The following is a 12641-nucleotide window of genomic DNA, read 5'->3' as shown; positions in this document are numbered from 1 at the left end:
TACTCTCTCCATTGCGATAAATTTTATCGTTCGACTAATTAAAATTATGATACGACACTTTGTACAATTGTGCAATGATAACGCTTCATTTTCCTTTCAAATTTCTTTCAGAAAGTGCGCGCTGCGTATCATATAGGGAAAATCTAGTAACTCGGGCCTCAATTTCAGGCTGAATTACAGCAATTAATCTAACATACTCCTATGGTAACAAAAAGCGCGTGAAAAATCCAACTTTCGTGAAAGTTTTTCATCATTTTTGCAGAAAAAGTTTTCATTTAGCGCTTTCTGTGGAATGCTGGGTCAATTGTGACAGCCTGATTCCTGTTTCTTCCATCCAATCATAGTCAGCAAGCTCTGCGGCAACACGGTATACATCCAGCAGAAGATCAATTCTTCCCTCTATTCCGCTGCGGATCGCTTCCTCCAATTCGGTCATTCCGCCCATGAACATTGCGGAGGCAAAAGTTTCCTTGAGCAGGGCGGCCCATTCATTGCGGTCGGCAAAAGAAAGATGCCTTCTCTCTGGCAACCCGGCCAGTTCTCCGATCAAAAGGCCTAAGTCACGCTTGATCATCAAAAGCGGTTCATAACGTCCGCAGCTGCCGCAGGTATATACCGGGACATCCGTAATTTTGACTCTTGCGCTGTATATCAGGGTATGCATATGTATAGTCATGACACCGCCACAGCTGCAGGTCTTCTTCATTAAATGATCTATGTTCATCTCCCACACCTCAGGTTCAGTTTTTTTGTACACGGGACTTCGCTTTTAATAGCTATATTCGCCCCCCTGCCTTCAAAAACCTTCTCATTTGCATATAATGATTTATTTGGAAATTACTCTAATCTTTGCATAGCGATATGTGACTTCAAACTTCAAATTTGATAGAATGAACTGGATATGCATTACGTCTGGGAAGGGAGCTGTACATGATGAGACTGACCGGAAAGAAAGTAATAGCGCTGGTTGACGATGAATTCGAAGATCTGGAGCTCTGGTATCCCGTATACCGGGTAAGGGAAGAAGGCGCAGAGGTTCACCTGGCAGGCCTGGAAAAAGGTAAAACCTATGTCGGCAAATACGGCGTACCTGCTGAAGCAGAGTATTCCTGGGACGACCTTAGTGCTGCCGATTATGACGGTATTCTGGTACCGGGCGGCTGGGCTCCTGACAAAATCCGCCGCTACAGCGCCGTGCTGAAGCTGGTACAGGATTTCAACGCGGCCAAGAAGCCGATCGGCCAAATTTGCCACGCCGGCTGGGTGCTGATCTCCGCCAAAATTCTGGACGGCGTAACCGTCACCTCCACCCCGGGCATCCGTGATGATATGGAGAATGCCGGGGCCATCTGGAAAGATGAACCCGTCGTTACAGACGGCCACATTATTTCCGCCCGCCGCCCGCCTGACCTGCCGCCATACGGCAAGGCGTTCTGCGATGCGCTGGCCGGGGAATAAGTTTAGGTCATTGTAAAATAAGCAGCCCTGCTTCACCGAAAGGTGCGGAGCAGGGCTGCTTTGTTTTATTGGCGACTGTGCTTATCTGATTCGCAGGCTGTCATCACCGGTAATCAGGCCCGGATAATAATTAAGCTTGAACGTTAGCGGCTGCGGCAGCTTTTCTGCCCCCAGATTGTAAAAAAAGGTAGCCACACTCTCCTTGCCGTTATTTCTGTATTCCATGTATGAACTGTACTGTTCTACACGCGGCTCAAGCCAACGCCCGGCACCTTCCCCGTCTACAAAATTGTAATCGAGAGAAACACTTCCGCTCTGGTCAGTATCTTCTTCAGCAGCCGGCATGGTTAGATCAAGAATCAATGCTCCCGAATCTGCGCCATCCATACGTTCCGACAAGCTCAGCCGGTCATCCGGCGCTTTCAGAATCTGTCTTGTTTCGGTATTGATGACTACCTCAAGATTCGTCTTTTCAATGGCATACAGCCCTTCAATCTCCAACCTGACCGGTTCCCCGGGCTGCATATTATCATTGGCAAATACGTAATGTAAAGGGCCGCCGTTATATGAATACGCTGTGTTCTGCCGGAGTTCTTCCATTTGCGTCCCCGTTCCAATTTTCATTTTGAGACCATACAAGCCGAATATCTTCATTGTGTTTTTTCCATCATAAACCTCGTTCATGTAGATCCCTGTCGGACCAATATATACGTTATTCATCCGGATCTTCTGTCCGGCCACAGACAAAGTAGCCTTTAACTCCACACTTGATCCCTGTGCATATTCTGCAGATTCATCCAGATCGATCATTACACTTAATCGCTGCAGCTTCACCTCACCATTGGCACCTTGAACAGGATGCTGATTATCGTCGGCGGGCATCATTGTTAATGTGGCATAAACCTGATCCGGCAGCGTTTCCTGCAGATTCTCCCATGGAATATGCATCACATTACGGATTCCTCCGCCATCCGGCAAGGAGTTATTGTTAGCACCGGAAAAGCTTTCTGAAGTTAGATCATTCAGGGCAGCTTCGTTCTTTTTCAAAGTAAACCTGGGATACATAAATTTCTGATCTGTATGGTTAACCAGAGTGTACAGCAGTATGACCCCACGCCGGTCTGCAATTACCCCGTTGACTGTCATTTGTAAACCGTCAGCTTCAGGAGACTGGAAGTTTACCTGCTGCACAAAGCCGGCATCCAGCGCGGAACTAACCGTTAAGTTATCCCCGATGACCTGGCGGTACACTTCCAGCTCCCCCCAGCTTTTTGGTGTCTGCACGGCCTGTTGCGGCTTCATCTGCTCAAAGATCCATGGAATACTTACTAAAAGCACAGCAGCCAATATCACAAGAACCGCCGCCGCATAACTTTTCCGCAGCCCCGATGCTTTATTTCTGCCGCTGCGGATTCCTTGATGGATCGCAGCATCCAGCTTCATGTCGGATACCGCATCAGCTGTACTGTCCATCTCCTGAAAATAATCCCTGAGCAGCTTTTCTTCAATTTCTGCCATGCTACAGCCCCCCTTTCCGGTTCATTTTGTCCCTTAACTGCTTCAGTCCTTTGTTAAGCCAGGTCTTGACCGTACCTTCCGGTTTATTCAGAACCTCGGCAATCTCGCTCAAAGTCATATCCCGGTAATATTTAAGAACAAGGACTTGGCGGTATTTGGGCTTGACTCCGTCCAGCGCCTGCTCCATATCAAGCCTGCGGTCGCTTTTCATCTCCATTATCCCGTCCTGCTGCTGTACAGGCTGCAGGGATGACATCCGTTTCCGCCGTTTCAGTTCGTCATTGCAGCAGTTAATCAGAATCCTGGTTACCCATGGGACAAAGCGTCCCGGGTCCTTCAGGCTATTTCTGTGCATCCATGCCCTGCAGGTCGCCTCCTGCAAAACTTCCAGCGCATCGGCCTCATTGCGGAGGTAGCTGAAGGCAATTCCGTACAGCTTCCGCTTCTCCCCGGCAACCTGCCGGAAGAATAACGCTTCGTCATCCGCAGATAAAGCCGTATTTTTTATAATATTATCGATCACCTGAATGTCCTCACCCCTTGCCTTCTGTAGAGCTCTTTATATATTGACTGCGTATAGGAGCAAACGGTTTTACTTTTTCCGCTGACACCCGGACACAAAAAAAGACCCGGCAAGCTGCCGGGCCCGTTAACGCTCCAATAATCTAGGATGTTTTTTCTTTGCTGTCTCCGCGTGTTCCCGGTACAACGCCGCCCCGGCTGACAAAAGCACTTAGCTGCTCTTCCGTCTGCTGGCTTGTACGATGCCGGAAACAGGCTTTGGCTACTTCTCTGGCATCCGCGGCCAGCGTGTTCAGCGTACGGTGCTTGACCTTCAGCAGCGCCTGCGGCGACATGCTCAGATTGGAAATCCCCAGCTCCAGCCACAGCGGCAGGGAACGTTCATCTCCGGCCAGCTCGCCGCACACACTCACATCAATGCCTGCATTCCGCGCGGCTTCCACCGTCAATCGGATCATGCGCAGTACTGCAGGATGGTAAGGGTGGTACATGTGGGCAATCTGTTCATTCATCCGGTCTACAGCGAGTACATACTGCACCAGGTCGTTCGTACCGATACTGAAAAAGTCCACTTCCTCAGCCAGCAAATCAGCGATCATTACCGCTGCCGGAACCTCGATCATAATGCCGACTGGGATTTCACGGTTATACGGAATCCCCTGCTGGTCCAGCTCTTCCTTCACTTCGTTCAGCAGTGCTTTGGCTGCCTGCACCTCTTCAACAGAGGAGATCATCGGGAACATCATTTTCACATTACCGTAATGGCTCGCCCGCAGAATTGCCGTCAGCTGGGTCTTGAACATGTCTTTCTGGTCCAGGCTGATCCGGATGGCGCGGTAGCCAAGGAACGGATTCTGCTCCTCAGACAGCTGGAAATAATCGAGATGCTTGTCTCCCCCGATATCCAGTGTACGGATGACAACCGTGTTGCTTCCCACTTTTTGCGCTACCAGTTTATAGACTTCGAATTGCTCTTCTTCTGTAGGGAAGGAATGCCTGTCCATGTACAAAAACTCAGTCCGGAACAGGCCGACGCCCTCCGCCCCGTACCTCAGCGCCAGATCAAGCTCCTTGACCGAGCTGATGTTTCCTGCCAGCCGCAGCGGCACGCCGTCCTTGGTGACAGCTTCCACAGTCGCAAGCAGCTCGAGCTGTTCTCTCTTTTTGCGCAGCTTATCCCGTTTGGAGGCATAATCCTTGACAATCTCTTCATCCGGGTGCAGCTGGACAATTCCGGAGTCCCCGTCAATAACGAGCATGTCACCCGTCTGAATCGGTGCAGGCAGCTTATTCTCCAGACCCGCTACAAGCGGAATGCCGAGCGCACGCGCCATAATCGAAGAATGGGAAGTTTTGCCGCCCATCATCGTGACAATTCCCAGCACATAGGTAGGATTCAAGTGCGCAAGCTGGGAAGGAGACAGCTCCTTCGCCACCAGGATATAAGGCTGGGTATCGGACGGCAGGGTTACTTCAGGCGCGCCCAGCAAATGCTTCAGCAGCCGGTTTCCGACATCCTTGATATCTACTGCCCGTTCTTTCATATATTCATCATCCAGCAGGTCGAACATCGCTACAAAATGGTCAATGGCTTCCTTCACCGCTACCTCAGCCGCTTTGTACTGGCGTTCGATGATTCCGCGGATTTCACTCATAAATACAGGATCATCGAGGATGGCCAGATGGGCGTCAAAAATACTCGACTCCTCCGGCCCCACGACCTCCCGGAATTCTCTTTTGATATACTCAATCTCATCTTTGGAGGTTCTGATCCCCTCGTATAAACGTTCGAACTCCTTGGCCAGATCGACCGGATTCACCTGCGTGTCCGGCAGGCTCCATTCCCAGTTCGGCAGGACAAAGGCCTTCCCGATAGCAACACCTGCTGCAGCGCCAATGCCTTGTATCATGCTTCGATCCCTCCAACGTTACTTTCATGTAATACAACGGACATTACCGACGATTGCCCCTTTTTCACATTTTTGAATGGAGCATAGCTCCAGGATTTAACACGGTCCGGGTTGGTGATCACCATCGGTGTGGCGAGTGAGGCCGCATGCTCCCGCAGATAGCCAAGGTCAAAACGAACCAGCAGCTGCCCCGGCTCCACGCTGTCACCTTCCTGTACAAGCGCCTCAAACGGCCCTTTAAGCTGCGAAGTGTCGATCCCGATATGCATCAGCACCTCCAGCCCTTCAGGCGTGGAAATGCCCACTGCGTGCATTGTAGGATACACATGCATCACCTTGCCGAATACAGGCGAGACCAGCTCTCCTTTTTCCGGGAAAAAGGCTACACCGTCACCCACCAGCTTGGCGGCAAAAATATGATCCGGCACCTCCTCGATCGGCATCATCCGGCCCTGCATCGGGGCACTGAACAGCACCTGGGGCAGATCGCGGAGCAGCAGCTTGTCAATCTCCTCGCGGATCAGCTCCGAGTACGTACCGAATACGACCTGCACGTTACCGCCGCCCAGCTTGATAATCCCGGCAGAGCCCAGTCCTTTGAGTGCTCCCGTATCGATCAGCCGGTCATTGCCTACCGTTAATCTCAGCCGTGTGATGCATGCCTGCACCTGAACAATATTCTCCTTGCCCCCAAGCGCCTCCAGTATGAGCGGAGCCTGATAGGGTATATTGCCTGCCCAGTCTCCGAGCTCCGAGCCTTCCTCGCGCCCTGGCGTAGGTATCTGAAAGCGGCGGATTGCCCAGCGGAAAATATTATAATAGATAATCCCGTAACCGATCCCGATCGGAATCAGCAGCCAGGCTTTTTGCGACAAGTGAAGATTGAGGAAAAAATCAATTGCCCCCGCGGAGTAGGAAAACCCGTGATGAATACCCAGCGAATAGGTCAGCACCATAGCAAGTCCGGACATGAATACATGCAGCGCGAACAGATACGGCGAGGCGAACAGAAACGCGAACTCAATCTGCTCAGACACCCCTGTCAAAAAGCAGACCATGGCTGCGCGTAAAAAAGTCTTTTTAATCTGCGGCTTCAGGTCCTCCCGCGCTTCCTGGATGATAGCAAATGCTATCGCCGGCAGCGCGAACATCATGATCGGAAACAGTCCGGCCATAAAGATCCCTGCTGTAGGGTCACCGGCAAAAAAACGCGGCAAATCCCCCTGCACGACCGCACTGCCGTCAGGAGTGGTAAAGGTGCCCAGCTGAAACCAGAATACATTATTAAGGATGTGATGCAGTCCAAATGCTGTGAGTACCCTGTAGAGTACCCCATAGATGAACACACTATATCCGCCCGTCAGCTGTATATCCCGGAACAGTACATCCAGACCGTGCTGCAGCACCGGTGAGATCCCCAGCATCAGCCAGGCGAACAAGGCCGAGAACAAACCCATAAACAGCAGAACAAACCGCGACCCCCCAAAAAACTGGATAGCCTCCGGCAGCTTGATATTTTTAAACCGGTTATGCGCCACGCCGGCGATAATCCCGAGTATAATTCCGATTAATGTTGCAGGCTGAACTTCACCGCTGCCCATATGGGTCACAATCCGGTCGTAAGTAAACATTCCAGCCAGCGCAGCCAGCCCCGCCGGTCCCGCCTGGTTGGACAACCCCCACGCTACGCCGACAGCAAACAGGTATGGCATGAAATAGAAAACGCCTTGCCCTGCGTATGTAGTTACTTCAGACACCGAAGAAAGTCCCCATTCAGACCATGGCAAGCTGCCCAGACTCAGCAGAATGGCTGCCGCCGGAAGCACCATGGTAGGAAGCATAACGGCTCTGCCCAGCTGCTGCAAAGATCCGAGCCAATTCAAGGCGACCCTCTCCTTTCTTTCTATACTGAATGGTAAGCGCTGCGGCAGGTTTTGTCAAAAGATAACGCCAACAATTAGAATATCACGTTTGACAGCTTTGTGTGAACTTTATTTGGGGAATAATGCGTGTACTCTGGCCTGCATCATACCCGGGTTCCAGTAACTGTTGAACAGGGGGGTATGCTCCGAAGTTGGGTTCAGGGCTGGGGCTGTGACTGCTACTGCTACTGCTGCTACTGCTACTGCTGCTGCTGCTGATGCTGATGCTGCTCCCTGCTACTGCTGCTGCTGCTACTGCTACTGCTACTGCTACTGCTACTGCTACTGCTACTGCTCCTGCTCCTGCTCCTGCTCCTGCTCCTGCTCCTGCTCCCAGCTCTAGTTGTACTTTGTACAGTTAAAGCTGCTCCCCAGGGGACTAATTAGTCTTTAACTGCACTCGGTACGCCTATTTTCGGCTAATTCCGCCTAATGAAGCACTTTCGCGATTTTTAGATGTACAAAGTGCAGCTATATCGAAATTGATCCCAAAATCACCACTTTTAGTTGTATAAAGTGCAGTTATTGTTCCGCTGCCTCCTGTTCACCAAATTTGGTCGGAACGCAAGGCCGTCAGCTCGTAATATCTTATCCCACATCTGCGCTTCTGGCTCCGGCTCAACCCTGCTTCTGCTCCCTGCTGCTCCTGCTCCTGCTCCTGCTCCCTGCTCCCAGCTCTATTTGTACTTTGTACAGTTAAAGCTGCTCCCCAGGGAACTAATTAGTCTTTAACTGCACTCTGTACACTTATTTTCGGCTAAATCCGCCTAATGAAGCACTTTTGCGATTTTTAGATGTACAAAGTGCAGCTATATTGCAGATGATGGCAAAAACACTACTTTTAGCTGTATGAAGTGCAGTTATTGCTCCGCTGACCCCTGTTCACCAATTTTGTCGGGGCGCATGGCCTTCAGCTCGTAATATCTTGTTCTTTCATTAGACGCTACCGGTTTTAATAGTCTTTTTTCGCATAGGGAGTTCAACAGCCGCTTAGACGTCCGGAAGTTAATCCCAAAATGATCCGACACGTCCTTGGGCCGCAGCGGTTTGCCGATACGCCAGGCGAAGCGCAGGACTTCCTTTTCTTCGGACAAAATCTGCTGCGCGGCAGCCGGACGGGCTAAATAAGGTGCGAGCACCAGCTGCAGAAGCATCCGGCACACCTCGGGGCGCTGCTGAATATCGTCGAACGAAAAATGCAGCATCTTCCACCCAAGCCCTGTCAAAAAAGTGTCACGGTTCAGCGCATAGCAGAATTTCTCGCGGTCCATATCCTTGATATGGCTCTGATATCCGTCACACTCGATCCCGAACCGAGCACCGCCAGGCGGCAAAAAAGCAAAGTCCAGAAACTGCGATTTCCTGTTCCAGTCATACACTTCGTACTCCGGATGCAGGTCCCCAAGCGCCCCGAACAGCGGCCACCATACGTTCTGCAAAAACAGCTTTTCTGCAAAATTGTGCCCCCTGAGCAGCCTTCCTTTCCGCTCCCCCGACCTTGCGCCTGCGTGCCCGGCAACAAATAACCTATGCGCTTCTTCAAACTCCACCCTTCATCCCTCCCGGAAAATAAAAAGAACGCCCCGTACCCGTTATGAACTGCACCCCGTCAAGTAGACAGCGTAAATAATAAAAGAGTTTTAAGCGGCCTTGGTCCTGAATTCTATAGGACTGAGGCCGTTTAGTTTTGCCTGTAACCGTTCATTATTGTAAAAGTGAATGTAGTTCTCGACATCCTTTTGGAGGTCTTCAAAAGTCCGGTAGGTATGTAGGTAGTACTTCTCACATTTTAGAGTCCCCCAGAAAGATTCCATCGGTCCATTATCAATACAGCAGCCTACACGGGACATACTTTGCTTCATTTCAGCTTTATCTACCATTTCCTTGAACTTCAAGGAAGTATACTGAAACCCGCGGTCGCTATGGAGCAGGGGATGACTTTGGGGGGCAGCTTGTACCGCTAGCTCAAACGTCTCAAAGACCAGTGCGTTGTTATTAGAATGCCCTAGCACATAAGAAATAATGGACTTGTCGTGCAGGTCTAATATAGCGCTCAAATAAGCCTTCTTTCCGCTCCCATATTTGAATTCGGTGACATCTGTGACCCATTTTTGGTTCGGCGCTTCAGCATGGAACTCACGGTTCAGCAAATTCTCTGCAACCTGCTGAGGGGTAGAACCCGCGTACGTCTTTCGCTTTCTGCGAATGACCGACTGAATGCCCTGGAGCTTCATGAGACGGTATACTCGTTTCGCATTAATCGGTTGGTTCATCTGCCTTCGTAAATGAAGTGCCAGTCGGCGGTATCCATAGATCCGTTCTACTTGTTCATACAAGAGAAGCATCTCCTGCATTAGCTTCTCATTGTCTCTCTCTTGGCGACTCGGTGTGCGGCTTAGCCACTTGTAATAACTTGACCGTGCAATGCCTGCAAGCTCGCACAGTAGCTGAATGGAGCCGTATCCCTCTTGTTGAACGGCCTGAACAGCCAGATAGATGTTCTCTTGCCGAACGGAACTTAAAGTCGCCTCCTTTCGATTTCGTCTAACTTTTTTAACAAAGCGTTCTCCGCACGGAGCCGCTCATTCTCGTACTCCAGCTTCTTCATGGCAAGCTTGTAGCGATCCGCCTCCGTTAGCTCTTCCGGCGCCTTGGTGCGTCCTCTACCATCCCTTAAAGCGTCATCTCCGCCGCTCTGGTACTTCTTCACCCAACTGTAGACTTGCGGGTAAGACACCTTAAATTGACTTGCCGTCTTTGTGTAATCGAGTTGATGTGCAAGGCAGTACTGCACAATGTCGATCCGCTCCTGCCATGTCGTCAAACGCCCCTTGGTCATCGCTTTCGTTCCTCCCGAATTTGCGGTTAAGCTTTTGCTATGACCATTATACTTCTTAATCCAGTTCGCGAGTTGGGTTTGACTTGCAATTTGATATTTGTAAATGACTTGGGTTTGAGACAAGCCTCCTTCGAGAACATCCTTCACGGCCTTTCGTTTAAGTTCTGCGGAATAGGTCCGGTTATGGGTACGGGTTTCCAACCCTGGGTAGCCGTACGCCTTGTACCGCCGTCTCCATTCTTGGATGGAACTCTTCGACACACCAAACTTACCGACTGCCGCATTTAATCCGATAACTCCCTCTTTAATTTCCTGAAGAATCGCTAATTTCTCAGCTGCTGCAATGTTTTTTCGCTCCATAAAAATGCTCCCCATACAGTAACAGGTTTTTATTATTTCACCTGTCTACTATATGGGGAGCATATCATTAACACGGATATAGGACGTTCTTCGTCTTTTTAAGTATAGCAGCAGGTTATAGCGATAACCAGCCGAATTTCAGGAGTTAAATCTTACCCCCGCCTCCGGCCATGCATCGTGACCGCTTCCTCGACCTTGATACAGCGGTCCATGATCGCAATCATGCCGTGCCGCTCCGCAATGTCAGCGGCATCTTGGCTGATGATGCTCTGCTGGAGCCACAGCACCTTCGCGCCGATGTCCGCTGCCTCCTGGGCCACTTCAGCGCAGTATTCGCTCCGGCGGAACACATTGACAATATCCACCGGCTCAGGGATTTCGGCAAGCGTGTGGTAGCACTTCTCACCCAGAATATCTCCGTCAACGGTCGGATTGACCGGGATAATGCGGTAGCCGCGGCTCTGCATCGCATAGGCAACCATGTAGGAGACACGGTCACTTTTATCGGACAGGCCAACGACAGCAATGTTACCTGCGGAAGCCAGTATATCGCCAATCTGCTCCCGGCTCGGATTCTCAAAACTCATCTCGAATTCCCCCTTAAGCGTCCTTTAAGATGTAATTATTGTTCAATAACAGTCTTATTGCCACCAGATCATCCTGCCAGCAGGAAGCTGCCACAGCGATCACTACAGATGTCATCTCGTATACGCGATAGAGTCATCAGGCTCAACGCCCGCTCAACACCTGTAAAATCAAGCCCCTCCTACTATTGTACCCATTCCACGTTGGCGCCAAGCGAACGCAGATGGTCGAAATACTGCGGATAGGATTTCGCAACATGATGCGCATCCTTGATCAGCAGCGGCTGGCGTGCACGCAGCCCCACTACGGTCAGAGCCATAATTACCCGGTGATCGTAGTGGGCATTTATCGTAACGCCGCCCTCCACGCCTTCCGGCATACCATGGACGATGATCTCGTCACGCCGTTCTTCCACCTTAGCCCCTGCTTTGGTCAGTTCGGCCAGGTAATCTGTGATCCGGTCGCATTCCTTGTAACGCAGGTTCTCCACATTATAGAAGCGCGAGGTGCCTTCGGCGAATACTGCCGCGGCCACCATAGCCAGTACAGCATCTGTTGCCGCATCACCGTCGAATTCCACTGCCTTCAGGCGGCAGTTCCCCTGTACATGCACCGTGCCGTCTTCATGGGTAAGCGGCACTTCCATCATCCGCAGGACATCCACAATCGCCCGTTCCCCCTGCTTGCTGCGCTCAGCCAGCCGGTGAATCTTCACATCCGACTGTGTCACTGCCGCAGCAGCAAGTACAGCAGCCGATCCCGGATAATCGCCCTGAACAGTATAGGACTTCGCCTGGTAGGATTGTCCGCCCGGCACTTTGAAGGACATATAGTCATCTGCCGCGTGAACGACAATTCCCGCCTGCTCCAGCACCTCAAGCGTCTGGCCGACGACAACTTTAGATTTCAGGTCATCCAGTACGACAATCTCGCTGTCTTCCGCAAGCAGCGGGGTCAAGAATAGCAGTGCGCTGAGATACTGGGAGCTGACTGCTCCGGATACAGTAATCCGTCCGCCAGCCGGTTTGCCGCCGCGGATCGTAATCGGCAGTTTACCATCATTGTGCTCCACCTTAACCCCAAGCTGGCCGAGCGCTGTGATCAGGTCGTCATGCGGACGCTTGCCCAGTGAATCCGGGTAGGTATTTACGAAGGTAACCTCCGGGCTCAGCGCAGCCACAGCCATCAGAAAACGCAGAACCGCTCCCGCGTTCCCTACATTGAGTTCCTTGACGTCCTTCGGATTGCGGCCAAAGCCTTTAATTACGATTTTCTCCTCGTCCTCAGTCAGCTCGGCTCCAAGATCGGCTATACATCTGCGGATGGCATCGCTGTCCTCGCTGTGTGCAGGGTGGTAGATTGTGCTGACGCCATCGGACAAGGCGGCGACCAGCAGGTAACGTGTAGTGTAATTTTTGGACGACAAGGCCCCAAATTCTCCTTGCAGGGAAGGCGTAGGCTTAACAATAACATCCATAGTTCAGACTCTCCTTAGATTAAGTATTAGTATATGTACTGCACCGTTTG

General features: G+C 51.2%; 10 protein-coding genes. 1 reads left to right on the top strand and 9 read right to left on the bottom strand.

Annotation, left to right across the window (positions count from 1 at the left end):
• Positions 1-271 precede the first annotated feature (271 nt).
• Positions 272-664, bottom strand: a complete 393-nt coding sequence (locus C2I18_RS23980) for a hypothetical protein (protein ID WP_249898230.1) — start codon at positions 662-664, stop codon at positions 272-274.
• Between the two features lie 266 nt (positions 665-930).
• Between C2I18_RS23980 and C2I18_RS23975 the strand changes: the two genes are divergently transcribed.
• Positions 931-1458: a type 1 glutamine amidotransferase domain-containing protein gene (locus tag C2I18_RS23975; RefSeq protein ID WP_249898229.1), complete on the top strand. Its 528-nt coding sequence runs from the start codon at positions 931-933 to the stop codon at positions 1456-1458.
• A gap of 81 nt (positions 1459-1539) precedes the next feature.
• Here the strand turns inward: C2I18_RS23975 and C2I18_RS23970 are convergent, their stop codons facing one another.
• The 8 genes from C2I18_RS23970 to aroA all read right to left on the bottom strand — a co-directional run bounded on the left by C2I18_RS23970 (position 1540) and on the right by aroA (position 12591).
• Positions 1540-2976: a DUF4179 domain-containing protein gene (locus C2I18_RS23970; RefSeq protein ID WP_249898228.1), complete on the bottom strand. Its 1437-nt coding sequence runs from the start codon at positions 2974-2976 to the stop codon at positions 1540-1542.
• A gap of 1 nt (position 2977) precedes the next feature.
• Positions 2978-3499: a sigma-70 family RNA polymerase sigma factor gene (locus C2I18_RS23965; RefSeq protein WP_249898227.1), complete on the bottom strand. Its 522-nt coding sequence runs from the start codon at positions 3497-3499 to the stop codon at positions 2978-2980.
• 142 nt (positions 3500-3641) lie between these two features.
• Entirely contained in the window at positions 3642-5408 is a 1767-nt protein-coding gene (gene ptsP / locus C2I18_RS23960; protein ID WP_249898226.1) for a phosphoenolpyruvate--protein phosphotransferase, read from the bottom strand.
• Positions 5405-7291: a glucose PTS transporter subunit IIA gene (locus tag C2I18_RS23955; protein ID WP_249898225.1), complete on the bottom strand. Its 1887-nt coding sequence runs from the start codon at positions 7289-7291 to the stop codon at positions 5405-5407. The genes ptsP and C2I18_RS23955 overlap by 4 nt, the downstream gene beginning before the upstream one ends.
• 899 nt (positions 7292-8190) lie before the next feature.
• Positions 8191-8880, bottom strand: coding sequence for an endonuclease domain-containing protein (locus tag C2I18_RS23950; RefSeq protein ID WP_249898224.1), 690 nt, complete (start codon positions 8878-8880; stop codon positions 8191-8193).
• A gap of 90 nt (positions 8881-8970) precedes the next feature.
• Positions 8971-10529, bottom strand: a protein-coding gene (locus C2I18_RS29855; RefSeq protein WP_481857813.1) for an IS3 family transposase whose coding sequence is annotated in 2 segments (ribosomal slippage) — positions 8971-9896 and positions 9896-10529 — 1560 coding nt in all. Because the reading frame shifts where the segments join, the coding sequence is not laid out codon by codon here.
• A 152-nt stretch (positions 10530-10681) separates the two neighbouring features.
• Complete coding sequence (locus C2I18_RS23935) at positions 10682-11116, bottom strand: CoA-binding protein (RefSeq protein ID WP_249898223.1); 435 nt, start codon at positions 11114-11116, stop codon at positions 10682-10684.
• Positions 11117-11298: 182 nt separating this feature from the next.
• Positions 11299-12591 (bottom strand): 3-phosphoshikimate 1-carboxyvinyltransferase, encoded by a 1293-nt coding sequence (gene aroA / locus C2I18_RS23930; RefSeq protein WP_249898222.1) that lies wholly within the window; start codon positions 12589-12591, stop codon positions 11299-11301.
• Positions 12592-12641: the final 50 nt, after the last annotated feature.

The organism is Paenibacillus sp. PK3_47 (genome assembly GCF_023520895.1).
Classification (GTDB): Bacteria; Bacillota; Bacilli; order Paenibacillales; family Paenibacillaceae; genus Paenibacillus_AQ.
Note: the sequence above shows the minus strand (reverse complement) of the source record. Positions and strands in the feature narration are given on the sequence as shown.